The organism is Planococcus salinarum (assembly GCF_007004625.1).
Classification (GTDB): domain Bacteria; phylum Bacillota; class Bacilli; order Bacillales_A; family Planococcaceae; genus Planococcus; species Planococcus salinarum.
In genome coordinates, this window is record NZ_VIFV01000001.1 from 114,973 (window position 1) to 138,398 (window position 23,426).

At 48.2% G+C, this 23,426-nt stretch carries 24 protein-coding genes; 7 read left to right on the forward strand and 17 right to left on the reverse strand.

Features of this window, described 5'->3' with window-relative positions:
* Positions 1 to 109: 109 nt before the first annotated feature.
* Both DIJ65_RS01585 and thiD read left to right on the forward strand, forming a co-directional pair.
* The gene (locus DIJ65_RS01585) at positions 110 to 364 is read left to right on the forward strand and encodes a hypothetical protein (protein ID WP_071151765.1); all 255 of its coding nucleotides are present in this window, start codon (positions 110 to 112) and stop codon (positions 362 to 364) included.
* A 63-nt stretch (positions 365 to 427) separates the two neighbouring features.
* Complete coding sequence (gene thiD, locus DIJ65_RS01590; protein ID WP_071151757.1) at positions 428 to 1,261, forward strand: bifunctional hydroxymethylpyrimidine kinase/phosphomethylpyrimidine kinase; 834 nt, start codon at positions 428 to 430, stop codon at positions 1,259 to 1,261.
* 58 nt (positions 1,262 to 1,319) lie between these two features.
* Here the strand turns inward: thiD and DIJ65_RS01595 are convergent, their stop codons facing one another.
* From DIJ65_RS01595 to DIJ65_RS01605, 3 genes are all read right to left on the reverse strand, one after another.
* A complete protein-coding gene (locus tag DIJ65_RS01595) occupies positions 1,320 to 2,198 on the reverse strand; it encodes a GNAT family N-acetyltransferase (protein ID WP_084226044.1) in 879 nt (292 codons plus the stop codon).
* A gap of 116 nt (positions 2,199 to 2,314) precedes the next feature.
* Positions 2,315 to 3,331, reverse strand: a complete 1,017-nt coding sequence (locus tag DIJ65_RS01600; RefSeq protein WP_117300232.1) for an ABC transporter permease — start codon at positions 3,329 to 3,331, stop codon at positions 2,315 to 2,317.
* A complete protein-coding gene (locus tag DIJ65_RS01605; RefSeq protein ID WP_230321292.1) occupies positions 3,332 to 4,195 on the reverse strand; it encodes an ABC transporter permease subunit in 864 nt (287 codons plus the stop codon).
* A gap of 154 nt (positions 4,196 to 4,349) precedes the next feature.
* Here DIJ65_RS01605 and DIJ65_RS01610 point away from each other — a divergent pair, with 154 nt between their 5' ends.
* From DIJ65_RS01610 to DIJ65_RS01620, 3 genes are all read left to right on the forward strand, one after another.
* The gene (locus DIJ65_RS01610) at positions 4,350 to 4,685 is read left to right on the forward strand and encodes a YojF family protein (RefSeq protein ID WP_391527591.1); all 336 of its coding nucleotides are present in this window, start codon (positions 4,350 to 4,352) and stop codon (positions 4,683 to 4,685) included.
* A 12-nt stretch (positions 4,686 to 4,697) separates the two neighbouring features.
* Entirely contained in the window at positions 4,698 to 5,387 is a 690-nt protein-coding gene (gene bshB2 / locus DIJ65_RS01615; RefSeq protein WP_071151755.1) for a bacillithiol biosynthesis deacetylase BshB2, read from the forward strand.
* 341 nt (positions 5,388 to 5,728) lie between these two features.
* Positions 5,729 to 7,102, forward strand: coding sequence for a YjiH family protein (locus DIJ65_RS01620; RefSeq protein ID WP_071151754.1), 1,374 nt, complete (start codon positions 5,729 to 5,731; stop codon positions 7,100 to 7,102).
* 345 nt (positions 7,103 to 7,447) lie between these two features.
* On the opposite strand, the gene DIJ65_RS01625 is transcribed toward DIJ65_RS01620, so the two are convergent.
* Complete coding sequence (locus tag DIJ65_RS01625; RefSeq protein ID WP_071151753.1) at positions 7,448 to 8,392, reverse strand: L-threonine 3-dehydrogenase; 945 nt, start codon at positions 8,390 to 8,392, stop codon at positions 7,448 to 7,450.
* Between the two features lie 237 nt (positions 8,393 to 8,629).
* Between DIJ65_RS01625 and DIJ65_RS01630 the strand changes: the two genes are divergently transcribed.
* On the forward strand, positions 8,630 to 9,256 hold the full coding sequence (locus DIJ65_RS01630; RefSeq protein ID WP_071151752.1) for a hypothetical protein: 627 nt from the start codon (positions 8,630 to 8,632) through the stop codon (positions 9,254 to 9,256).
* A 50-nt stretch (positions 9,257 to 9,306) separates the two neighbouring features.
* On the opposite strand, the gene DIJ65_RS01635 is transcribed toward DIJ65_RS01630, so the two are convergent.
* From DIJ65_RS01635 to DIJ65_RS01685, 12 genes are all read right to left on the reverse strand, one after another.
* On the reverse strand, positions 9,307 to 10,497 hold the full coding sequence (locus DIJ65_RS01635) for a glycine C-acetyltransferase (protein ID WP_071151751.1): 1,191 nt from the start codon (positions 10,495 to 10,497) through the stop codon (positions 9,307 to 9,309).
* Between the two features lie 93 nt (positions 10,498 to 10,590).
* The gene (locus tag DIJ65_RS01640) at positions 10,591 to 12,708 is read right to left on the reverse strand and encodes an immune inhibitor A domain-containing protein (RefSeq protein WP_071151750.1); all 2,118 of its coding nucleotides are present in this window, start codon (positions 12,706 to 12,708) and stop codon (positions 10,591 to 10,593) included.
* 262 nt (positions 12,709 to 12,970) lie between these two features.
* Positions 12,971 to 13,300, reverse strand: a complete 330-nt coding sequence (locus DIJ65_RS16470) for a group II intron maturase-specific domain-containing protein (RefSeq protein WP_230321293.1) — start codon at positions 13,298 to 13,300, stop codon at positions 12,971 to 12,973.
* Positions 13,297 to 13,578: a reverse transcriptase domain-containing protein gene (locus tag DIJ65_RS16475; protein ID WP_313903004.1), complete on the reverse strand. Its 282-nt coding sequence runs from the start codon at positions 13,576 to 13,578 to the stop codon at positions 13,297 to 13,299. The genes DIJ65_RS16470 and DIJ65_RS16475 overlap by 4 nt, the downstream gene beginning before the upstream one ends.
* Positions 13,575 to 14,603 carry a group II intron reverse transcriptase/maturase gene (ltrA, locus tag DIJ65_RS01650; RefSeq protein WP_260678681.1) on the reverse strand — a complete coding sequence of 343 codons (1,029 nt, stop codon included), beginning with the start codon at positions 14,601 to 14,603 and terminating at the stop codon, positions 13,575 to 13,577. The genes DIJ65_RS16475 and ltrA overlap by 4 nt, the downstream gene beginning before the upstream one ends.
* 550 nt (positions 14,604 to 15,153) lie before the next feature.
* Positions 15,154 to 16,287 (reverse strand): bifunctional cystathionine gamma-lyase/homocysteine desulfhydrase, encoded by a 1,134-nt coding sequence (locus DIJ65_RS01655; RefSeq protein WP_071151749.1) that lies wholly within the window; start codon positions 16,285 to 16,287, stop codon positions 15,154 to 15,156.
* Positions 16,287 to 17,219 carry a PLP-dependent cysteine synthase family protein gene (locus DIJ65_RS01660; protein WP_071151748.1) on the reverse strand — a complete coding sequence of 311 codons (933 nt, stop codon included), beginning with the start codon at positions 17,217 to 17,219 and terminating at the stop codon, positions 16,287 to 16,289. The genes DIJ65_RS01655 and DIJ65_RS01660 overlap by 1 nt, the downstream gene beginning before the upstream one ends.
* An 11-nt stretch (positions 17,220 to 17,230) precedes the next feature.
* A complete protein-coding gene (locus tag DIJ65_RS01665; protein WP_071151747.1) occupies positions 17,231 to 17,704 on the reverse strand; it encodes an S-ribosylhomocysteine lyase in 474 nt (157 codons plus the stop codon).
* 13 nt (positions 17,705 to 17,717) lie between these two features.
* Positions 17,718 to 18,353 (reverse strand): class I SAM-dependent methyltransferase, encoded by a 636-nt coding sequence (locus tag DIJ65_RS01670; RefSeq protein ID WP_071151746.1) that lies wholly within the window; start codon positions 18,351 to 18,353, stop codon positions 17,718 to 17,720.
* 164 nt (positions 18,354 to 18,517) lie between these two features.
* Positions 18,518 to 19,162 carry a YczE/YyaS/YitT family protein gene (locus DIJ65_RS01675; RefSeq protein ID WP_071151745.1) on the reverse strand — a complete coding sequence of 215 codons (645 nt, stop codon included), beginning with the start codon at positions 19,160 to 19,162 and terminating at the stop codon, positions 18,518 to 18,520.
* A 57-nt stretch (positions 19,163 to 19,219) separates the two neighbouring features.
* On the reverse strand, positions 19,220 to 19,708 hold the full coding sequence (ybaK, locus tag DIJ65_RS01680) for a Cys-tRNA(Pro) deacylase (RefSeq protein ID WP_071151744.1): 489 nt from the start codon (positions 19,706 to 19,708) through the stop codon (positions 19,220 to 19,222).
* Positions 19,709 to 19,722: 14 nt separating this feature from the next.
* On the reverse strand, positions 19,723 to 21,882 hold the full coding sequence (locus DIJ65_RS01685) for a DNA topoisomerase III (RefSeq protein WP_071151743.1): 2,160 nt from the start codon (positions 21,880 to 21,882) through the stop codon (positions 19,723 to 19,725).
* Between the two features lie 160 nt (positions 21,883 to 22,042).
* Between DIJ65_RS01685 and DIJ65_RS01690 the strand changes: the two genes are divergently transcribed.
* Positions 22,043 to 23,008, forward strand: coding sequence for a nuclease-related domain-containing protein (locus DIJ65_RS01690; protein ID WP_071151742.1), 966 nt, complete (start codon positions 22,043 to 22,045; stop codon positions 23,006 to 23,008).
* A gap of 145 nt (positions 23,009 to 23,153) precedes the next feature.
* On the opposite strand, the gene DIJ65_RS16205 is transcribed toward DIJ65_RS01690, so the two are convergent.
* Complete coding sequence (locus tag DIJ65_RS16205) at positions 23,154 to 23,312, reverse strand: hypothetical protein (RefSeq protein WP_154706034.1); 159 nt, start codon at positions 23,310 to 23,312, stop codon at positions 23,154 to 23,156.
* Between the last annotated feature and the right edge of the window lie 114 nt (positions 23,313 to 23,426).

Consider the following 23,426-nt stretch of genomic DNA (forward strand, 5'->3'; position numbering starts at 1 on the left):
TGGTACGATATTTTTATAAAGAGAAACCTCATTCAGGGGGGCTCACTTCATCCCCACTGAATGTCAGTTGATCCAACCGGATTTTTTCGGGATAAAAGGAGCAATGCCCATGGCTGACTGGCTTGAAAAGATCAAAACCGTATCTTCAACAAAAGGCGAAACTGCACCCGAAAGCGCCAAAGCTGCCGGTGTCGGCTGTCTTGCTGCCGTCATCGCAATTTTCACCATTTTAACATCTTTTATCGCATTTGGTCTTTTCAGAAGCGGGCATTGGGTAATGGGAAGTTTTGCAGCAGCCTTCGCACTGATCGGCGCGCTCACTTCCATTCTGCTTTTTTGGCCTCAAAAGCCCAATGGATTGTAAATGCAGGGCGTTTTGTTAAAATGAAACATAGCAAACATTCTATCTATTAAAGGAGTTATATACATGACACTCAAAAAAACATTAACAATTGCAGGATCCGATACTTCCGGCGGCGCCGGCATCCAGGCCGATCTTAAGACTTTCCAGGAACATGGCACTTACGGAATGAACGCTTTGACGGTCATCGTCACCATGGATCCGAATAATAATTGGAGCCACGGGGTCCATCCGATTCCGGTTGATACTCTCAAGTCACAAATGGATACAGCTTTCTCGACCGGCATTGATGCACTCAAAACCGGCATGTTGCCGACAGCTGAAATCATCCAGGCGGCCGGCGAAGCAATTGCCGCTTCCGGCATCAAAGATGTCGTCATCGACCCTGTTATGGCCTGCAAAGGCGAAGCCGAAGTTATGTTCCCTGAAAATGTCGATGCAATGATCAAGTATTTATTGCCGAACGCCAAAGTGGTAACACCGAACCTGGTCGAAGCCGGCGAACTGTCACGTCTCGGCCGGATCCGCACTGTTGAGGAAATGCAGGCAGCTGCTGAAAAAATCCATGCAAGCGGCGCACAATTCGTCGTCGTCAAAGGCGGCAAGCAACTGAAGCATGAAAAAGCCGCTGATTTACTGTTTGACGGCGAAAAGCATTACCTGCTGACAGCACCGAAAACGGATACCGATTACAACCACGGCGCCGGCTGTACATTCGCTGCTGCCATCACAGCAAACATTGCAAACGGCCAATCCGTGAAGGATGCTGTGTTGAACGCCAAAATTTTCGTCTCAACTGCCATCGAACACGGCTGGAAACTGAACGAATACGTCGGTCCCGTCATGCACGGCGCTGCAAATAAATTTACGAAACCGGAAGTGGAAGTATTGGAACTGTAAGTATGTTTCTTGCTCCAATAGAAAGGAGGACGCATTTTCTGCGTCCTCCTTTTTTGATTTACAGCTTCTTTTTCATGAAAACCTGCGCAATGCTCTTTTCAAAGCCTTTATCCTTCAAAACTTGATAGGTGACCGCATTTTCTGTCACTGGCACATTGACGGCGGTTCGATTAATGGAGTCCCTGAAGTGGCCGAAGACTTCATCAATCAACAGACCAGCGATTTCTTCTCTTTCGCTTGCTTTCGGATCCGTTTCGCATTGATATAGTATGGTGCGGGCAGCGTTCCCTTGCTCATCTTTCAAAGTCCGGAAGAAGGCATAGCCGATATCTTGCCCTTGGACATTGGCAACAATTCTACCTTCCCCGTCACGAACGCTCTGCCAATGAGTTTGCCATGGAAAATCGCCGCGGTAAAACGGCAAGGTTCCAATTTCCTCCGGCTCGGCTGGGCGGATGGAGTACGATTCGGAACCGTCTGTCTTTTTCCCATCCACCGCCCCGTCCAATTGCAGGAAAAACAGATCGTCGACAATTTCGTAACCAAGCTTCTTATATAATTCGATCGCTTTGCCATTTCCTGCAATCGCTTCGAGCGTTGCAATTTCGACCCCTTCAGCTTTCAGGAGTTGGAACGTCTTCTCCATCATCTCTTTTCCTACACCCTTTTTGCGCCACGGCACCGCTACACCAGTTCCGCCGTTCCAGCCGATTTTCCAATTGCCCGACTGCCGGATTCCATTAAGGACAAGCCCCACGGGTTCTCCCTCTGCAAAAGCCATCACTGACAACTCTTTCGACAGCTCTTCCGTCTCCATTCTTTTTGAGAAAGCCTCCGTGGTCGTGGCCATGTCAAATTGATACCCTTCAAAACCTCTGTTCCAGGCTACCACCGCCTGTTCCACGGTACATTCCGACAAACTTTTGATTTCAATCATCTTTATATCCCCTTTGAGTTAGATATGAAGGTACATTTATTTATTCGCTGTTCCTGTCATCGGTTCCTGCAGAAAACAAAACCCCCACATTATGTGAGGGTTTTGTTTTTGAATCCTTAATTTTCATTTCGCAGTTCATTTCCTTTAACTCTTATCATTTGTTTACGAAGCTGCTCACGGTTCCATTCCACAACCGGATCTTTTGCTGCCTCTTTTTTGCGCACTTTGACTTTCGGATTTATGGAGCGCAAATAGCCTTCCATCATCAGGGAAACCGCAAAAATCGCCAGGCCGATGAACAGCACGGGAGCCAGCGGCAGCCACGGGGCTCCCTGCAGGTAACGGAATGTCGAGCCGAACAATCCAGCCCATTCATAGGAAATCGACATCGGGGGATCTGCCAACATCGGCTCATAACTGACTTTTGTGCCACCGAGGAACAGGGAGAGCAAGCCGAGATGAGCGAAAACAATAAATGTCTGCATCACCTGCTGGCCGTATAGTACTGCAATTTTCTCGCGCATCTGCGGATACAGGTGCTTGCGGATGATGCGCAAACGGCCGGCGCCGAGTGTTTTCGCGGCAAGTATGTATTCCTTATCCCGCAGCAGGGCTGCTTCATTGGCGACCAGTATAGCCACTATCGGAACGGTCAGCAAAGCCATAATGACGACCTGCAGGCCGATGCGTTCCCAAATCGTGCTGGTAAAACCATCCGGCGGCATCCAAAGGACCGGTCTCAGAACATACGCTGCAAACAATGTCAGCGGAATATAATGCATCGAATCGGCTAAACTCGAGATCCATTTGCGGTGTTTGTCCAGATAAGTGCCAAGAATATACCCGAGCGGCACCGCAATCAGCATCCGCAAAGCCGCTACGGCCAATGCCGCCAGTATCGTGTATTTGGCGCCAAGCATGAGTTTGCCCAGCAGATCGTAGCCGTATTGGTCCGTTCCAAGAGGGTATTGCCAATTCGGTGAAATCGGCGGGCCTTCCACTGCGCGGCCATTTTCCATCAGGTAAAAAATCTGGCGGGGAACGTCCCCCAAAATCCATTCATAGACAAAACTCCCGACCAGGAAAAAGGCGAGAATGCTGAAGCCTGTAACAAAATAAGGCTGCTTCCACATTTACACCGCCCCCTTTCCGCGCAAGCGGCGCACAAAATACCACTCGCCGAAGCTGTACAACACAAACATCGGAAGGAAAAAGCTGAATACAGTTACCAGAAAAGCGCTGGGATACATATTATCACGCAGGAACAGCATGATTCCCGGCAGATTGAACATCAGCTCCAAAACGAAAAGATTCGACAGCATGAACCACATCGTTTTTTTGGATTGAAAAAAAACACTGATGATGGCGTTCCGGAACATATGGACCAGAACGATATAGACTTTCGAAAAACCAAGCGCACGGGCAAGGTCCACATACATCTGCCGCTCTTCTTCCTGGAACGTCAGCATGGCCAGTCGATACAGCTGGATAGTCGGCAGAATCGCCAGGCACAGCACCGGCAGCCAATAAATACGGTCATCCCCCACAGCAGCGATTTTCGAAATCAGAATGCCAGTCTGTTTGAAGAAAAGGACGACTGTGAGCTGCGCCAGCATAATAATCAGGAGATCCGGAACCGACTCCAAAAAATAAAGCGCCATTTTGACACGTTCACGCGCTTTCTCAGAAAGCAGCATCGTGATAACGGTCAACAGAAGCGAAACGAAAACCGCCACCAGCAAAGCTATAAATAAAATTTCGAGCGAATAGATTATGTATTCGTAGATATTCGGAAACAAGGGCATCGGCTGCTGCGCCCTGTAATTGAAAAAAGCGATTTCATTGATCGGCCATAATTCCTCAAGAGTCGTTCGGATGGATTCAAAATAAACTCCCCATTTCCACTCCCCTTTCAGCCACCCGCTTATCAGAACCGGCAAACTGCTGGCCAGGATAATCCCGGCAATGGCAATAAAAAACTTCAGTATTAATTTCATATGCCCCATCCTCTTTGTTGGAAAATTCTCTCATTCATTATACTAACATTATTTCGGAACCCGTAGAGCTAACTAATCGCAATCTCTGGAATTTTTCCATATACTAAAAGGATACGGATTGTTTGAGGAGGGTTTTATCGTGGAACTAGTCGAAATGAAGAAATTACAGGTCCAATTGGATGCATTCGCCGGGAAAGATGTTTATCTTCACCTGGAAACCACAAATGGATCCTATGCAAGCCATTTTAATGAAGCATTTTTCAATGCCGGAGCTTTTATCCGCAATGTCGTCATCAATTATGAATTGGGAAAAGTTATCGGTGACAGCCCGCACCGCGTCGGTTTGAAATTGCCGCACGGCTGGGTTTATGCACAAGGCATCACCCATTACGAAATGGACGAGCAAGGCCGCCTGTTGCTTGCAGGGCATGACGGAACCGGGAAACTTGCGGTGGCGCTGCAAATCAGCGAAACACCATTCAGTTATTAAGGGGGAGAAGATATGACGATTCCAAAAGAAAAGCATGTACTGGTCGTGTTTCCTCACCCGGACGATGAAGCGTTCGGTGTTTCAGGAACCATAACTACACACATCAAACAAGGTACGCCCGTTACATACGCCTGTCTGACGCTTGGCGAAATGGGCAGGAATTTAGGCAATCCACCATTTGCCACCAGGGAGTCACTTCCGGAAATCCGGAAAAAAGAATTAAAGGCTTCCGCAGAAGCAATGGGTCTGACAGATCTTCGAATGCTGGGGTTGCGCGATAAAACAATTGAATTTGAAGATGACGAAAAAATGGTTGGCATGATGACCGATCTTATTGAAGAATTGAATCCTTCTCTGGTCATCACTTTTTATCCGAAGTTTGCCGTCCATCCCGACCACGAAGCAACGGCGCGAGCTGTAGTAAGGGCTGTTCGCCGCATGGAGGAACGGCCGAAGCTTCATTGCGTAGCGTTTGCCAATAATACGCTCGAAGTTCTCGGCAATCCCGACACCGTCTATGACATTACACCTGTCCGTGACCAGAAAATGGCTTCCATGAAAGCACATATTTCGCAAACTGCCTGGATGCTTGAAGAAATGGAACATAAATTGGCACAGGGCGACACGGAAACGGAAAACTGGCTGACGAAAGAACGATTTTATAACTACCGCTGGGATGATGATTTCGAAAAATCCTTCTAAAATTTTGCACCTCTCTTTTCTTAATTGAAATTAGGGGTGTTTTTTCTTTTGTTTCTACAATAGTATAGACTTATAAGTTTAATAAATCTTAGCAAGCAGAATAGCTGTGTCCAGACTCCAGCGCCCAAATTCTCGGGTCATAAGCCACTTTGGCTGTGCGGCTGAAAACACGCCACTTCGCCAAATCGTCTTATGCCTTTCGAATCTAAACGGGCGCTTGCGCTTTTCTATTGTTTTCAGATAAAATAAACAGTATTACTGAAAGCGTTCTCCAAAGGGAAGAATGCTGTATAATCAGTAATCAGAATGTGTTGAGATACACAAAGAAAAGGGGAAAATCAATGAAAAAGTTTTCTACGTCAACATGGCTCTTATTTCTCATTCCATCGTTACTTGGGATCCTGTTGTTCCTGACTCCGATTCCCGTAACCAACGCTGAAACCGGCGAAACTGAATGGATGGTCACAGTCGCTGTATTGGCGAACTGGATGAGAGATGCTATTGCATCAATCGTGCCATGGATCCTGCTCGTTGTATTATCGATTGCTGCGTTAGGATCATTGTTGTACATAACCAGAAAGCCGAATACAGATATTGAAGTACCGTTCTTCGACAAACTTTTCAATGTCAATTTATTTTGGACAATTACACGTGTTGTAGCGGCAGTGCTCGCTTTCATGGTCCTATTCCAACTGGGACCTGAAGCTGTTTGGAGCGAATATACAGGCGGTCTTCTGCTGGACGGGGAAGAAGGATTATTATCATTTTTGTTCACAATCTTCCTGTTCGCGGGTCTTCTATTGCCCCTATTAATGAATTTCGGGCTTCTTGAATTTTTCAGCTCCATGATGATGAAAATCATGCGTCCGTTGTTCCGCCTTCCTGGCCGTTCATCTATCGATGCCCTTGCATCTTGGGTCGGTGATGGAACAATTGGAGTTCTATTAACAAGCAAGCAATATGAGGCCAATAAATACACACAGCGCGAAGCAGCTATTATCGGAACAACTTTTTCGGTTGTATCCATTACTTTTGCTATTGTCGTCATCGGTGAAATTGGACTTGCAAGTTACTTCCTGCCATATTACGGAACTGTAATCCTGACAGGTGTCATCCTGGCATTGATCATGCCGCGCATTTATCCATTGACGCGTAAACCAACGACATTCATCGATGGTTCTGAGCAGGATTCCCAAACGGAAGACGTTCCGAAAGGATACAATGTGGCGACGCACGGCATGGAAAGAGCACTCGAAAAAGCCGACAGCAACCGTTCGGCAAGCAAGTTCTTCAAAGACGGCTTTAAAAACGTCCTGGACATGTGGATTGGCGTTGCCCCGGTGGTAATGGCATTCGGGACAATTGCATTGATTCTGGCTGAGTATACTTCCCTCTTTGCGATTCTCGGAGCACCTTTCGTTCCATATCTGAATTTGCTCGGTATTCCCGAAGCAGCAGACGCAGCACAATTGATGGTTGTCGGTTTTGCCGACATGTTCCTGCCAGCTATTCTGGGTGCAGGAATTGAATCTGAATTGACACGTTTCGTTGTAGCGACCTTGTCAGTTACCCAATTGATTTACCTGTCAGAAGTGGGCGGAGTATTGCTCGGATCCAAAATTCCGGTCAACTTTTTCGACCTTGTTGTAATTTTCCTTCTTCGTACAGTGATTGCTTTGCCGATCATTGCCGGAGTAGCACACCTTCTATTCTAATAATAAGAGAAAACGCCCTCCGCGGTTGCGGAGGGCGTTTTTCGTTGTCCAGACTCCAGCGGTCCAGCTCTTCGGGTCGTAAGCCACTCTGTGTCTAGTCTCCAGTGCCTAGCTCTTCGGGATATAAGGCGACCCAGCTACGTGGCAAAGAGCGCCACTTTTCTGGGTCGCCTTATACCTGCCAGAGCTGAACAGGCACTTCCGCTTTTCGCGACTGTGCGGCTGGAAAGACATTATTGCGATAGCTATTTTTAAGACCGCTGCTCCTGCATCGCTACGCTGCTTCGTCGCAAAGAAATGGGCCCAAAAAAGTTTGGGCCCATTTCTCGCAGTCGCTTTTCTTTTTTATGCATTTTGCAGTTTCACTTTTAATTTTTCAAGCATGTCGGCAGTCATTGCGTCCAGGTCGTAGGCGGTTTTGAAGCCCCATTCCTGTTTTGCAGCTGATGCATCGATGCTGTCCGGCCAGCTGTCCGCGATTGCCTGGCGGGCAGGGTCCACATCATAGTTCATTTGGAAATCCGGAATGTGTCTGCGGATCGAAGCTGCAATTTCTTCCGGCTCGAAGCTCATGGCCGTCACGTTGAACGCGTTGCGGTGTACCAGTTTGGCGGGATCCGCTTCCATCAGGTCAATGATTGCCTGAAGCGCGTCCGGCATATACATCATATCCATGTAGGTCCCTTTATCAATATAGGAGGTATAGCTTCCCTGTTCCAGCGCCTTGTAATAAATATCGACTGCATAATCCGTCGTGCCGCCTCCTGGCTGCGCTACATAAGAAACCAATCCCGGGAACCGGACACCGCGTGTGTCGACGCCGAATTTCTGGTAATAATAATCACACAGCAACTCACCGGCGACTTTATTGACGCCATACATGGTTGTCGGCCGCTGCAGCGTATCCTGCGGAGTATCCGTTTTTGGTGTCGATGGACCAAAAGCTCCGATTGAACTTGGCGTGAAAAATTGCATGCCGAGTTCCCGTGACGCTTCCAGCGCATTGACAAGACCGCCCATGTTCAAATTCCAGGCAAGCAATGGTTTTTCTTCTGCTGTCGCCGATAGCAATGCAGCCATATGCATCATTGTATCCGCGCCGAAATCCTTCGCCAGGTCATGCATTTTCTGCGCATCCGTTACATCCAGAATTTCAAACGGTCCACTCGTATCATCCGATGGCCGGATATCCGTGGCCAACACATTTTCCGCACCGTAAATCTCCCGCAATTTGCCGGTCAATTCAGAACCGATCTGCCCCAGTGCACCTGTAATCATAATTCGTTTCATGTTAAAAACTCCTCCCGAATAAAACACATGTCCTCTTCAAAAACACAATTTAAACTCTTTAAACTTTGATATAACAGCCTTTGCTATATCGACATTATAAGTTGTTCGCTTTAAAAACACAACACCTTTCCGGATGCCCGGCCAGGATTGTTTTTGATATACTGTTAGAAAGCCCTGATGGCGCAAGTTGGCATCGACTGCGAAATGATGTATTCGAATCCTGATAGGAGGAAGATGATGACAACCCTTCGATTAATACCATTATTTCTTATAGGTATGGCGATTACGGCATTCTTTTTGTCCATTGGAACACCCAATTGGCTGGTATTTTTCGCAGTGCTTGTCTTTTATTTCGTCGCGATGGTCTTGCCGGGTATTTACACTGTCTATTTTTCCAATTCTTTGCGGCAAATCGAACGGTACATCAAACGCAATCGCCACAAAGCGATTTTCGCTTTCCCTTATGCTCTTGGCTACGGAAATGATCAGGATATCGAAACGGCCATTGAACGAATTCTGGCTGTCCATAAACAAGAGGCAATGCAATCGGTGTACCGGACCATACTGGCTATTCACCGCGGACAACCCGCGATTGCCGTGCAGCATGCAGCGGGAATCGACCGGGAACCGTTGCGCAGTTATTATCTGGCTCACGCCGCAGTGGCTTCCGGCGATCTGGAGCGGGCAGCCGCTCTCAACAGCCAGCTCACTGAGCCGTGGATGAACCATTCCATTGCCGCCCTAATCGCGTTCGAAGAAAACGACGCCCAGTTTCATGCGTTGGCGGATAAAAGCGTGCAAGCTGCAAGGGGTGTGCAAAAATACACCCTGGCAAAAAGCTTTGCCAGAATGAAGAAACTTTGATCGCACCAAAAAATCGCCCCACCGGAGAAAACCGGTGGGGCGATTTTAAATTAATTGATAATGCCAAGCTCTTTTCCAACTTTTTCATAAGTCGCGATTGCCTCATCAAGCATTTCTTTTGTATGGGCAGCCGTCGGCATGTTGCGTACACGCCCTGCGCCTTTAGGTACTGTCGGGAAGACGATCGATTTAGCGTAAACGCCTTCCTCGAAGAGGCGTTTCGAGAATTGCTGTGACAATTTCTCTTCGCCGATGATGCAAGGCGTGATCGGTGTTTCGGATTCGCCGATATCAAAGCCCAGTTCTTTCAGGCCTTTTTTCAGGTAATCGCCATTTTCCCACAACTTGTCATGCAATTCGGTTGAATCGATGATCATTTGGATTGCAGCCGTAGTTGCCGCAACATCTCCAGGTGTCACAGCTGTAGAGAACAGGAACGGCCGTGAACGCACTTTCAGCCAATCGATAAGATTTTGCTTGCCTGCTACATAACCCCCGACAATTCCGACTGCTTTCGATAAGGTGCCCATCTGCATATCGACTTCTTTTTCAAGTCCGAAATGCTTAACGGTTCCTTTTCCTTTGCCGGTAACGCCGGAACCGTGTGCATCATCAACATACGTGATCAAGTCGAATTCTTTTGCAATTTCCACGATTTCCGGAAGTTTTGCAATATCGCCATCCATCGAGAAGACACCGTCCGTGATGACCATGACTTTATTGTACAGTCCGGATTCTGTCGCTTCTTTCGCTTTTTGGCGAAGATCTTCCATATCGGAGTGTTTATAGGCGATGATTTTCGCTTTGGACAAGCGGCAGCCGTCGATGATGGATGCGTGGTTCAATTGATCCGACAGAATCGCATCATTTTTGTCCATCACACCGGAAATCGCTGCCATATTGCAGTTGAATCCTGACTGATAGGAAATTGCCGCTTCAGTTCCTTTAAATTCAGCCAGCTTTTCTTCCAGCTTCACGTGAAGGTCCAGTGTACCGTTAATCGTACGGACTGCGCCCGCACCAACACCGTATTTGTCGATTGCATCTTTGGCCACTTGTTTCAGGTCTTCGTTAGTTGCCAGACCCAGGTAGTTGTTGGAAGACAAATTAATGAGTTGTTTTCCGCGCACCTGGATGATTGGTCCGTTCGGTCCTTCAACGGGATCGATTTCATTATATAAGCCCTGCTCTTTCAGTTCGTTTAGGTTTTCGTTCAAGAAAGTATCCAATTTTTTTGACAATATAATCTTCCTTTCTTATACGTAATTCTTCCACCTTCCTATCATAACGCAATTTTGCCCAAAAGAAAAAGCGGACCGCAGTCCGCTTTTGGATCAGTTCTTATTCTTGCTTTTTTCGTTATTTTTGCCTTTGTTCGGGTTGTCCACTTTGTACTGAACTTCATAAGTGAATTCTTTCGCCTCACGCTGGCCTTCTTCCGCTGCGTATGAAGTGATCATTTTCACATTGCCTTCACGAAGTACGTTTTGAAGATCCAAAGCTTCTTCTTCTGTTACGTTGAACGGATCAACATTGAACACATGCTGTTGGCCGTTCTTCTTCGTTTGGATGAATGTCGTAGTGAAGTCGACATACTCACCTTTCAATTGGCCAAGTGACTGGAATTGTTCTGTTGAAGTTCCATCAGCCGAGAAATCGCCCAATTGCACGTTTTTGATGAACCAGCCTGCATCGTTATAGCCCCAGTCCGTCATGTTGCGGAATGATACCAATACATTCTGGCCTGCATAAGCTGAAAGGTCGAATGTTTCAGTTGACCAGTCCAATTTATGGCCAGTGAAGCCAGGTACATTTTCTTTGATCGCCGGGTAACCTTCTTCGACTACGTCAGTACGGGTGTTTTCATTTTCCAGGGAAGTCCAAGTTTCGCCGTTGTCAGTTGAAATTTGTACGACTGCGTAATCCCATTGCTCTTCGATGTCATAGTAATGATCGAAAGTTAATGTCGGGTTGTCAGCTGGAACCGTTGTACCAAAGATCAACGCCTGATCCGCTTCGTCGCCATTGTTGGCATGCAGGACCTGCTCAGATGCGTCCACTGGGTTTGCAGCGGTAGCCCATTGCAATGGAAGGAAGTCTACGCCGTCAAATTCAAGGCCGCGCACATCTGTCCCAAAGTCGAATTCTTTAAAGTCTCCGCCCCACGCTGGAACGCCTTCTTTTTCAAATGTTAACGCTTTTTCAAAGTCGACTGTTTTGCCGCGTACGCCATCTCCAACCGACAGTTCACGCAAGTCGATGCTGTCGAAGTTGTAGTCGCTGCTTACGTCTGAGTTATCCAACGTCAAAGCTGCCATGAAGTCCTGATAGACTTCTGTGAATGATTTATCAGAACCGTATCTCTCCAATGTTTCATTGACGCTCGCCATTCCCTGGCTTGTGCCGTCAGTTGCCAGTTCACGGATGAACTCTTTGCCGAATTTATCGTACATATAAAGAGTGAACAGGTAAGTCTGGCCGTAATCCGCAATTGTTTCCGGACCAGTTGCAGCTGTTCCGTGCTCATCCCAGTTTACAAGCGAGTTTTCCGGGTGATCAAGGTAGAAGTTGATCGAACCTTCACCGTGTCCGTATCCTCCAAGGTATTCAGAGAATGTGGACATTCCTTCGTTCAACCATGTTTCTTCAGCACCGTCGTTGTCCGCTTGGATCAAATGCTGCAATTCATGGATAGTCGTTCCGAAGAATGTAGATTCAAGACGTGTTTCCCATGAATTTGTATCGATTGTGACAATGTTACGGTCTGTATAATTTTCAATCGTCTGCCAGAAGAAACCGGCTACGAAGAATGGATACGATGGATTGTTCCAGCCTTCATCCTCTATGTTATCAACGAGCATGATCACTTTGTCAGAACCTTCGTAATAGCCTTCAGGAAGTCCGACCATACCAGGGAGTGGAGATTGTGAACCATCCAATGAATCCGGTGTGCCGAAGAATTCCGTTGCTACCGGGTAGATATTGCTGTCAAATTCAGCTTTCAATTTATCCACTTGCGCTTGAGTAACCACATCAGCCGGTTTTGGATTGTCCGGTCCGTATGCAAGGTCGTTCGCTACCCAGATTTCAACATTGTCGCCAATGCTGCGGAGTGTGAATTCTTTAAAGGAAAGATTGCGGTCAAGGAATAATTTTGTTCCATGATCTTCTGTAAACGTGCTGTCAGCGGCAGTTTCTCCGCCTCCAGTATGTTCGTCATTCAATCCGCTTGCCTGTGCCTTGATCTTCGCTTCAGCTTCTTTCTGGAAATCAGCATCCTGCGAAAGTTCGTTCAGGCTTTGGTCGATATCGATTCTATCGCCATATCGTGCTTCGTTCCAATCGGTTGGTGATGGCAATTTTTCTGTTGGTGCCGCCGTTGCTGCCGGCGCCATCAAGGATAATGTTAATGCACTTGCTGATAGTATCGAAATCCACTTGCTTTTAATCATTTATTTTTTCCCCTTCCAGAATTGTCAGAATTTTATTACTTGTTAAAAGCTTAACACGTCAGATAATTCAGAAGAATAGGATATACTAATTATTTCGGGAATCGAAGCATTAGGCAAAAAGTATAGGTAATATTGTTAAAGTTACCTAAATATTACCTACATACCGTTTTATGAATAAAATCGAGTAGAGGGAAAATAAGCTAACTTATTTTCGCCCCTCTCACAACACCGTACGTACGGTTCGCGTATACGGCGTTTCAATTTATATTACAGTATGTACTTTTAGATAACGATCTAAAGCAGAGGGGATTCCCCTCTGCTTTAATCGTTTTGTTGAAAGTGCTCTGTGAACTACTTTGGATTTCCCAATAAACCGGTAACCTTTCCTGCAATAAGTTAAGCCTTTGGCTTCTTCCTCAGGTATCCCTAATTGAATTAGCGATTTGATTTGTTTACGGGGTATCTTCCATTGTTTCCAGATGATGACCCGGACTCTTGAGCGCAATTTCTCATCTATATGGGTCATTGCCTTCTTCATATTTGCGATTCTAAAGTAATTGACCCAGCCGACGATGACCTGTTTCAGTTTCACGATTCGATAGTCCAGTGGGATACTCCAGTTTCGCGAAGCTTCCTTTGGAATTTCTGCACGGACACAGGATGGGGTCTTACTTGGTATCGCTTGTGTCTAGAATCGTAGTAATATCCGAAACCTAGGAATTTCAAGTCTTTTGGGCGAGCGATTCGGCTCTTCTCGGCATTGACGATTAGCCCCAGTTTTCCCTCGATAAATCTGACGATGGTTTTCATCACCCGGTCCGCGGCTTTTCCGCTTTTCACAAAGATGAGGGCGTCATCGGCGTATCTCACGAACCGCAATTCCCTTTTATCTTCATATTTGCGATTCTAAAGTAATTGACCCAGCCGACGATGACCTGTTTCAGTTTCACGATTCGATAGTCCAGTGGGATACTCCAGTTTCGCTTCGTAAGATGCCGAAGCTTCCTTTGGAATTTCTGCACGGACACAGGATGGGGTCTTACTTGGTATCGCTTGTGTCTAGAATCGTAGTAATATCCGAAACCTAGGAATCTCAAGTCTTTTGGGCGAGCGATTCGGCTCTTCTCGGCATTGACGATTAGCCCCAGTTTTCCCTCGATAAATCTGACGATGGTTTTCATCACCCGGTCCGCGGCTTTTCCGCTTTTCACAAAGATGAGGGCGTCATCGGCGTATCTCACGAACCGCAATTCCCTTTTCTCGAGTTCTTTATCGAGTTCGTTTAACAGTATATTGCTTAGTAAAGGGCTAAGATTCCCTCCTTGCGGAGTCCCAACGGGAGTTTCTTCATAACTTCCGTTTACCATGACGCCACTAACCAAATATTTTCTGATAAGCGAAATGACATCTCCATCATCTATGGTATTAGCGATGATTCGCATGAGCTTATCATGGTTGACCGTATCGAAGAATCTTTCCAGGTCAATGTCCACGACCCAGTCGTATCCGTCATTCAGAAATTCTAGGCTTTGGATAATCGCCATCTCGCAACTTCTTTTGGGTCTGAAACCGTAACTGAAATCACTGAACTGTTTTTCGAATACCGGACTGAGCACTTGATGAATTGCCTGTTGAACGACCCGGTCCACGACTGTTGGTATGCCCAGTTTGCGCATCTTTCCGTTCTCTTTTGGGATCTCCACTCGTAAGGCAGCCTGCGGCTGGTATTTTCTCGTTCGGATGCGCTGGCGCAATTCATCCTTGTGCTCTTTCAAATATTCCTTCAGTTCATCGACCGTTATCCCGTCGATCCCGCTTGCCCCTTTATTCCGGTAGACGCGCCGGTAGGCTTCATTCATGTTCTTATTACTTAGAATCTGTTCTAAAAGGTCCACACTCGTTTCTCCTTTCCATTCGCGTAGTAAGCGATAGCTCCAGTTTGGGTTGTCCTTTGAGATACGCTCATACTTTCACCCGTAACACATTCGGAGTTCGTCCCTTATGCACTCGCGGCGTTGAAACACTATAAATTGTTCAGCCCTTCACGAATTGCTTCGTTACTATGGCTTCGGCTGACTTCTTGCGGCTAACCTTTTCCGACTGCACGTCAGTGCATCCGCAAGACCTCCCAGGGTAAGACAACGATCTTTCCTCTTTTACTCGCCTGATTTACCCTCCAAAGTTACGCACATCTTTTGGACTTCGACTTGTTATGGAGCCTTATCCCTTTGAAGAGCCTTCGTATCAGATTTCTGTTCGTCGAGCCAAGATTTTATTCCACGCTTCCTCCAGCCCTTACCTCACGATAAGCACCTTGCGCTTCCTTAGTGGTTGGTCGATGTGTACCCCCACAGTGGACTTTCACCACCTAGATAGTTGCCATGCCTGGCACACATAAAAAAACCGCCATATAGGCGGTTTACCCCTCCATTCGCAGAGGGTTTGTTAATTTAATGCTTGCTCCAGATCTTCGATTAAATCCTCCACGTCTTCGATGCCAACGGAGATGCGCACCAGGCCTTCCACAATGCCCAGTTCTGCGCGGCGGTCGACCGGGATTGAAGCATGTGTCATCTGCGCCGGCACAGAAATCAGGCTCTCAACCGCTCCGAGACTTTCAGCAAGCGTAAAATATTTCAGTTTCGCCAGAAGTTCCCCTGCTTTTTCTTTGCTGCCCACGTCAAACGAAATCATGCCGCCGAAACCGGTCGCCTGTTTTTTCATCAATTCATGGCCCGGGTGGTCAGAAAGGCCGGGATAAATAACGTTTCCAACAGCTTCGTGGCCATTCAGGAATTCAGCGATTTTCTGTGCGTTGCTGCCCGTCTCTTCCATGCGGATGCCAAGGGTTTTTAAACCGCGCATCAACAGCCAGGAATCCTGCGGCCCCAAAATTGCGCCAACGGAATTCTGAACGAAATGCACTTCAGATGCCAATTCTTCTGTATTTACGACTACAAGTCCCGCCACAACGTCGCTGTGGCCGCCGATGTATTTCGTGGCGCTGTGCAGAACGATATCCGCGCTAAGCTTGATCGGGCTCTGCAGATACGGCGTCATGAATGTGTTGTCGACAATCGTCAGGAGGCCCTTCGTTTTGGCGAACTTCGCCACAGCCTCAATGTCCGTCACTTTCAATAATGGATTTGTCGGTGTCTCGATGAAAATCGCTTTTGTGTTTTCTTTGACTGCTGCTTCGACTTCTTCCATGTTTCCGGTATCAACAAAAGTAAATTCCAAACCGAAGCGGTTCAGTACTTTATTCATCACACGGTAAGTTCCGCCGTAAACATCATCTGTCAGGATCACGTGATCTCCAGCCGAGAACAGCATCATGACCGATGAAATCGCAGCCATACCGGAGCCGAAAGCAAAGCCCGCATGACCGAATTCAACATCCGCGATCAATTCTTCCAGCGCATGGCGCGTCGGGTTGCCGGTACGTGAATATTCATATCCTTTGAACTTGCCGACAGCTTCCTGTTTATAAGTGCTGACCTGGTAAATCGGCGTGGAGACGGCACCTGTCGCTTCGTCCCCAAAAATGCCGCCATGGATCAATCTTGTTTTGGCTCTCATCAATTTTCCTCCTCGAAGGTTCTGTTGTAAATACCCTGGCTCATATACCGTTCACTGGAATCAGCAAAAACCGTGACGATATGGCTGCCCGGTTTAGCGGTTTCGGCTTCTCTCAGCGCTGCAACGAATGCTGCGCCAGAAGAACTGCCGACCAATAAACCTTCCCGTTTCGCCAATTCTTTGAACGCCGCAAAAGCTTCGCGGTCGGTAATCGTGTGGATCGCTTCGAATAATGTAGTGTCCATATAATCAGGCAAAAATTCCATGCCGATGCCTTCCGTCAAATGCGGTCCGGATTCACCGCCGTTCAGAATCGAGCCTTCGGGTTCCACAATGACCGTTTTTATTTTTGCGTTCTGGGATTTCAAATAACGGGACGTGCCCATAAACGTGCCGCCGGAGCCTGCGCCCGCAACAAATACATCGATGTTGCCGTCAAGCGCGTGCCATAATTCAGGGCCCAGCGTCCGGACATATGTTTCCGGATTCGCGGGATTCGAAAATTGCGACGGTGAAAACGCCTGCTCGTCTTTGGCAAGCTGCTGCGCTTTTTCGATTGCGCCCTTCATCCCTTTGTCAGTCGGCGTATTGATGACTTCCGCGCCAAGTGCGCGCATCAGCCCCTGCTTTTCCTGGCTGAATTTCTCCGGAACGACAAATTTCACCCGATACCCTTTGCCGATTGCGGCAATCGCGAGGCCGATCCCCGTATTCCCCGCAGTCGGCTCGATCATGGTACTGCCGGGCGCCAATTCGCCACGGCGTTCGGCATCTTCTATTAAAGAAACACCAAGGCGGTCCTTGACGCTGCCGCCCGGATTAAAATATTCAAGTTTAGCGAAGATCCGGCAATTGTTCGGGATGTCCATATGGGTCAATTCCAACAGCGGTGTATCACCGATCAATTGCTGGATGCCTGTAGCATATTTCATGGCTTTGCTCCTCAAACAGTTTCTTGGGCGAACACCTGGTGCCACTCGTCTTTTTTGGCCAGCATTTCACGTGCCAGCTCTTTCGCGCCTTCCAGGCTGTGGCTCGCCGCCCAGCCGCATTGCACTTCGTTGCAGGCAGGAACTTCATCCGCTTTGATGACATCTTCCAATGTATGTTCGATGATGCGCAATACATCTTCGTAATCATCATGGTTGATCAATGAAAGATAATAGCCTGTCTGGCAGCCCATCGGCCCGATGTCGATGATCTGGTCCGAGTGGTTGCGGCTGTGTTCCGCCATCATGTGCTCCAGTGAGTGAAGGCCGGGCATTTCCATATGCTCTTTGTTCGGCTGTTTGAAACGGATATCGTATTTGCGAATTGTATCGCCTTTCGCTCCCGTTTTTTCACCGGCAAGGCGCACGTATGGTGCCACCACTTTTGTATGGTCAAGGTTGAAACTTTCAACGTTCATTTTTTTCATAGTAATCTTCCTCTCATCGTTTGGTCGCATCCATCAGGATGACGTAATCATTCATCTGTGTGAAGTCTATATCAAATCCATTTTTTTCAAATATTGCTTTCAGTACGGGTACCGTTGTGTAATATTCGCGTTTTAAATCCTCCACAAGGTTTAAATGCCCTTCGCCTTCCTCGTAAACAATCCGTCCCTGTTTCGCTTCCTCCGATTCGAACACGGTGTCCGCAAACACGACTTTCCCGCCCGGGGGCAAGATCGACGCATAACGCTGGATCGCCTCTGCTTTTTCCTCATCCGTCAAATGATGGAACGCATAGCTGCTGACAAAGCTTTTCGGCGAGTCCGGCAAGTTGAAATCCAGAAAATCGCCGTCCAGCAGGAGCAGCTCCGGAAATTTCTCTTTTGCCGCGCTGCGCATTGCCCCATTGGGTTCGATGCCGACGACTTCATGTCCGCGCTTGAGAAGTTCAGCTGTCAGATTGGCTGTGCCCGTTCCGAATTCGACAACAGGGCTTGCCGCTCTTTTCGCGACCGCTTCCAATATTCCTTCATAATTTTCAAAGACTGCTGCGTATTCAGGGTCGTGTCCACTGACGGAGTCGTCATAGGTATGGACCCATTTATCAAATATCTCCACAAATTCTCTTCCCATATTTGAACTCCTGCTTTCTGCAATGTTATAATAACAACAATACCAATAGTCTTACTAGGTTTTATTTATAACACATGCTTTGGCCCCTTTTCAACTTACAGGTTTCGCCCCATGCCAAATTTTCTGCATAATAAAAGACCCGGCATGCGCAGGGCCTTCTTTCATCATAATTTTAAAATTGGCGGGAGTTCATCCTGATGCTTCAGGATCAGGCGTTTCAGCAGCGCTTCGCACTGCAGGAGCGACATTTGTACAATCCGGCCCAGGAACAACGCAATCAATACAGTACCAATGCCGATCGGCCCGCCGAGCAGCCAGCCCAAAACCGCGACCGTCACTTCAATGGCGGTGCGGATTACACTGACACTCAATCCCGTTTTGTGGACCAGGATGAGCATGAGATCATCCCGCGGTCCCGCTCCCATTTTCGGTGCCACATACAAGCCGACGCCATAGCCCATCACAAAAATACCGGCTGTGAAAATGAGGATTTGGCCGGTCATGGACTCGATATCCGGAATAAGATAATTGAACAGGTCGATAAACAAACCGATCAACACCATATTCAATAAGGTGCCGAATTGCGGCCATCTGCGGCGGACAAGCGACGTGACGCTGATTAATACGAAGCCTGCAATGATTGCCCAGCTGCCGATCGTCAGGCCGAAATTCTCATACAGGCCGACATGCAGCACATCCCACGGGCCGATGCCCAGGCGATCGCCTTTGATGGTCATTGTGATTCCAAGTCCGAGCACCATCATGCCCACCAGGAAGAACAGCCACCGATAATACATAGAAACGCTCATCCGTCATCCTTCTTTCTTTTCAAGCCTTTTCGCCAACTGCCAAAAGGAAGCGTTCAATCAATGCTGAACCGTCAACTCCGCCAGTTGCCCCTCTGTCACCCGCAGCAGATCCTGTGGCGACAGCTTTAACTGGGCACCGATTTTGCCGGCGGAAACAATGATTTCGTCACGGACGGCCGCTTCGCTGGCGACGAATGTCGGTAAAAGCTTTTTCATGCCGAGCGGCGAGCAGCCGCCGCGCACATAGCCGGTAAGCGGTAATATTTCTTTTACCGGCACCATTTCGATTTTCTTTTCACCGCAGGCTTTTGCGGCCAGTTTCAAATCCAGTTCCGCAGCTGCTGGAACCAGGAAAACGTAATGGCTTTTGGAGGACCCTGCGGCCACCAGCGTTTTATAGACGGCTTCCACCGGGAATCCAATTTTCGCGGCAACGGATATGCCGTCGGTTTTTCCATCGTCACTGCTGTACTGCAGTTGCTCATAGGGAATTTTTTCACGGTCCAGAATGCGCGCGGCATTGGTCTTTGCAGCTTTTTTTGACATCGGGCCAGCTCCTGTCAGTCTTTTTGTTCAAGCATTTTCTTCAGTGCTTCCGCCATTGCGTTATTTTGCGGCGGTTCATCCTGCTGCTTCAAGTACTGATTGACATCCTTTTTGTTCGCTTTCGACTGGCCGGATTTTTTGCGTTTCTCAAATGCCGACAGCTTCTCGCGGTGGCCGCATTTGCAGACAAAAATCTTGCCGTCGCCTTCGCCCTGCATTTCCAGTTTTTTATGGCAATTCGGGCAGCGGGCATTCGTCAGCATCGCCACTTGTTTCTTGTAGCCGCATTCGCGGTCCTGACAGACGTTCATCTTGCCGCGTTTGCCGTTGACTTCAAGAAGCGGCTTGCCGCAATCGGGACACATCTTGCCGCTGATGTTATCGTGCTTGAATTTCTTGTCGCTCTTCTTGATGTCGGATACTGATTTCTCTGCGAACAAAATCATTTCTTTAATGAAAGCATCCTTCTTCAGTTGCCCTGTGGCGATTTTCGTCAGCTGCTGTTCCCAGTCAGCGGTCAGTTTCGGCGATTTCAAATCTTCCGGCACCAGCTCAAGGAGTTGGCGGCCTTTGGACGTGATCGTCAGATCCTTGCCTTTTTTCTCGATCAGGAACGTATTGAACAATTTATCAATGACGTCCGCCCGGGTCGCTACCGTGCCGAGCCCGCCCGTTTCGCCGAGCGTCCGGATGGATTCCTTCGATTCACCGGCCATGAACTGTGCCGGGTTTTCCATCGCACCGAGCAGCGTTCCTTCATTGAAGAAAGCGGGCGGTTTGGTTTTGCCTTCGGTCAGGGAGATGCCTTTGATGTTCAATTTTTGACCATTTTCAAATGGCGGCAAGGTCGTATCTTTGTCGTCGCCGTCATCGAGGTAGATGCGTTTCCATCCTTCATTCCGCACCGTGTTGCCTTTGGCCTGGAAGGTTTCGCCGCCGGCTTCGAGTTTGACGGTCGTCTGGTCGTACTCGTACTGCGGATAGAATACCGCCAGGAAACGCTTGACGATCATGTCGTATAATTTATGTTCCTTATCGGACAGGTCGTGGAGCGGCGGAGCCTCCTCCGTCGGAATAATCGCGTGGTGATCGGATACTTTCGCATCATCGATGACCCCTTTTTGCGCCGCCACCGGTGATTTCAGAACTGTCGCGGCAAGCGGGCGGTACGGCCCCGTCTGCACCGCTTTGATGCGGTCTTTCAGCGTGTCCTTCATATCGGACGTCAGGTGTTTCGAATCCGTCCGCGGGTAGGTCACGATTTTATAGCGCTCATACAGGTTCTGCAGCGTGTTCAGCGTCTCTTTCGCCGACCAGCTGTAGCGTTTGTACGCTTCTTTTTGAAGTTCGGTCAAGTCGAATAAAGGCGGTGCCGGCTGTTTTTTCGGTGTTATTTTGATGTCCGAGACGGTGCCTTCGTGCGTGTTGTCGAGCTTCGCGAATAAAGCATCGATCTTCTCTTTATCGAACGATTGCGTCGAATTGCCGTCCGTCCACGTGAACGCGGCCTGGTCCGTAACCGCCTGCATGCCGTAATACGGCTTCGGCTGGAAATTGCGGATCTGCTGCTCGCGCTCCGCGATCATTGCAAGTGTCGGCGTCTGCACGCGTCCGGTCGACAATTGGGCGTTGTATTTGACTGTTAACGCTCGCGTCGCGTTGATGCCGACGACCCAGTCAGCCTCGGCGCGTGCCACTGCCGCCTCATACAGATTTTCATAGGCTTTGCCGTCTTTCAGGTTGTTGAAGCCGTCTTTGATCGCCTTGTCGGTAACCGACGAAATCCACAGGCGTTTGATCGGCTTTTTCGTATTCGTCTTCTCCAGGATCCAGCGCGCAACCAGTTCCCCTTCGCGCCCTGCATCCGTTGCGATGATGACATCTTTGACGTCGCCGCGGCCCAGCTGTGCTTTCACCGCGTTGAATTGCTTCATCGATTGTTTGATCGGCACCAGTTTGAACGGCTTCGGAACAATCGGCAGATTCTCCATCTTCCATTCCTTGAAGTCGTTGTCGTATTGCTCCGGCTGCGCATGGGTCACCAAATGGCCCAGCGCCCACGTGACGATATACTGCTTGCCTTCGAAAAAGCCGTTGCCTTTCTGGCCGCATTCGAGCACGCGCGCGATGTCACGCGCCACTGATGGTTTTTCCGCTATTACGATTGATTTCATATCTATTCACCCTCATTTCTCATTTGGCTATTATAACATTTTCTTTTTTGCGGGTGGTGTAGAGTGATTGAATGTTTCACCGCTATTATTGTCAGAATTTTCTTGCCCGCGATTCAGAAGAAGGATATATTTTATTTATAAATAGAAAGGAGTTGGCCGATTGATCCTGAAACAGCGTTCCGAACCGCCCGAAATCCCGCAGCTTGAAAGCTTGCTGCAACGCGTGCCCATCGTCCATCCCCTATTTCCCCACTGGACGGAAAAACTCCGCAGATTGTCCGCCGGCTTCCACGGCGAACAGCGCGTCGATGCGCTCTGGCAGGAGATCCCTATTGAGTGTCCCCATTATTGTCTGCATGACCTTTTCATACAGAAAGCAAGTTCTTCCCATCAAATTGACACTTTGCTCGTCACCACTCGTTTCGTGCTTTTACTCGAAATTAAAAGCATTGCGGGCGAATTGAATTTCGATCCGCAGCTTCGGCAATTTTCCCGTACCAATAGGGACGGCAGCGTCGACGGCATGCGAAATCCGGATGATCAGCTGCGCCGCCACGAAAAATGGGTGCAGCAGTTTTTGGCAGCGCATAAAGTCTCGCTGCCGGTCATCGGCGCCATCGTCTTCACCTATCCGTCGTCCATCGTCAACAGCCGGCCCGCGAATCGCATCATCATCCAGTCGTCGGGATTGCCTTATCTGGTCGACCAGCTTCTTGCGAAATATCCAGAAGATTTGTTGCCCACGCGCAAGGCCCGCCAGCTGGCCAGCCGGCTGCTGGAGATGCATTCTGATCGTCCGCTGCGGGAGTTGGAAGTTCCAGGGGAGTTGAGGAAGGGGGTGCTTTGTACAAAATGTCCTGGATCTAAGATGACATATCGCTACAAGAAATGGACGTGTCCAAATTGTTCAGTGATTGATCCGCACGCCCACCTTCGAACACTTGAGCAATACCGTATGTTAATTAAACCGCTTATAAGCAACAAGGAATTCAGAGATTTTACCGGCATCGAGTCAGTTTCTATTGCTTCCAAACTCCTCACAGAATCGAAAATGACTTTCCAGGGAAGTTTCAAGGACCGGGTTTATCTGATTCCGGACTCGTTTGATGCTCCGGACAGTATTTGAGCTGTTCCGGACAGTATTTTTAATCTGCGGACAGTATTTGGTCCGTTCCGGACAGTATTCTCGTTCTGCGGACAGTAAGCTCTTTAAATGGAAATGAAATATTTTTATCAGATATAATTTTCCAATTAAAGACCTTTTTTAACGCTCATTTTCTCCAATTGGCACTAAAATCAACTTCACCAACCATTTCCCAACCAAAAACACCCATCCAGACGACCAAATCATCACCAAAACAGCCCTTCCCAATCCGCAGAAGCAACACAAAACCCAACACAAAACCCAGAATTGAAAAAATCTTCGCCAATGCGAAGATTTCCTCAAGTAAAGGGCGTTTTCGCCATGCGAAAACGCCCGCTGGGGTCCTGCACTTATGGTTTTTCGCTTTTCGCCTGGGTTTGAGCGAAAAGCATCCATTTTT

What these genes read in the sequence shown, in the direction of transcription:
- DIJ65_RS01620 (WP_071151754.1), top strand. Translation starts at nt 5,729, where the DNA reads ATGAAAAAGTTTTCTACGTCAACATGGCTCTTATTTCTCATTCCATCG.
- DIJ65_RS01655 (WP_071151749.1), bottom strand. Translation starts at nt 16,287, where the DNA reads ATGAGAGCCAAAACAAGATTGATCCATGGCGGCATTTTTGGGGACGAA.
- DIJ65_RS01670 (WP_071151746.1), bottom strand. Translation starts at nt 18,353, where the DNA reads ATGGGAAGAGAATTTGTGGAGATATTTGATAAATGGGTCCATACCTAT.
- DIJ65_RS01685 (WP_071151743.1), bottom strand. Translation starts at nt 21,882, where the DNA reads ATGAAATCAATCGTAATAGCGGAAAAACCATCAGTGGCGCGTGACATC.
- DIJ65_RS01630 (WP_071151752.1), top strand. Translation starts at nt 8,630, where the DNA reads ATGACAACCCTTCGATTAATACCATTATTTCTTATAGGTATGGCGATT.
- DIJ65_RS01605 (WP_230321292.1), bottom strand. Translation starts at nt 4,195, where the DNA reads ATGAAATTAATACTGAAGTTTTTTATTGCCATTGCCGGGATTATCCTG.
- DIJ65_RS01585 (WP_071151765.1), top strand. Translation starts at nt 110, where the DNA reads ATGGCTGACTGGCTTGAAAAGATCAAAACCGTATCTTCAACAAAAGGC.
- thiD (WP_071151757.1), top strand. Translation starts at nt 428, where the DNA reads ATGACACTCAAAAAAACATTAACAATTGCAGGATCCGATACTTCCGGC.
- DIJ65_RS01600 (WP_117300232.1), bottom strand. Translation starts at nt 3,331, where the DNA reads ATGTGGAAGCAGCCTTATTTTGTTACAGGCTTCAGCATTCTCGCCTTT.
- DIJ65_RS01665 (WP_071151747.1), bottom strand. Translation starts at nt 17,704, where the DNA reads ATGAAAAAAATGAACGTTGAAAGTTTCAACCTTGACCATACAAAAGTG.
- DIJ65_RS01625 (WP_071151753.1), bottom strand. Translation starts at nt 8,392, where the DNA reads ATGAAACGAATTATGATTACAGGTGCACTGGGGCAGATCGGTTCTGAA.
- DIJ65_RS01595 (WP_084226044.1), bottom strand. Translation starts at nt 2,198, where the DNA reads ATGATTGAAATCAAAAGTTTGTCGGAATGTACCGTGGAACAGGCGGTG.
- ybaK (WP_071151744.1), bottom strand. Translation starts at nt 19,708, where the DNA reads ATGTCAAAAAAAGCTGCAAAGACCAATGCCGCGCGCATTCTGGACCGT.
- DIJ65_RS01675 (WP_071151745.1), bottom strand. Translation starts at nt 19,162, where the DNA reads ATGAGCGTTTCTATGTATTATCGGTGGCTGTTCTTCCTGGTGGGCATG.
- bshB2 (WP_071151755.1), top strand. Translation starts at nt 4,698, where the DNA reads ATGACGATTCCAAAAGAAAAGCATGTACTGGTCGTGTTTCCTCACCCG.
- DIJ65_RS01610 (WP_391527591.1), top strand. Translation starts at nt 4,350, where the DNA reads ATGAAGAAATTACAGGTCCAATTGGATGCATTCGCCGGGAAAGATGTT.
- DIJ65_RS01640 (WP_071151750.1), bottom strand. Translation starts at nt 12,708, where the DNA reads ATGATTAAAAGCAAGTGGATTTCGATACTATCAGCAAGTGCATTAACA.
- DIJ65_RS01660 (WP_071151748.1), bottom strand. Translation starts at nt 17,219, where the DNA reads ATGAAATATGCTACAGGCATCCAGCAATTGATCGGTGATACACCGCTG.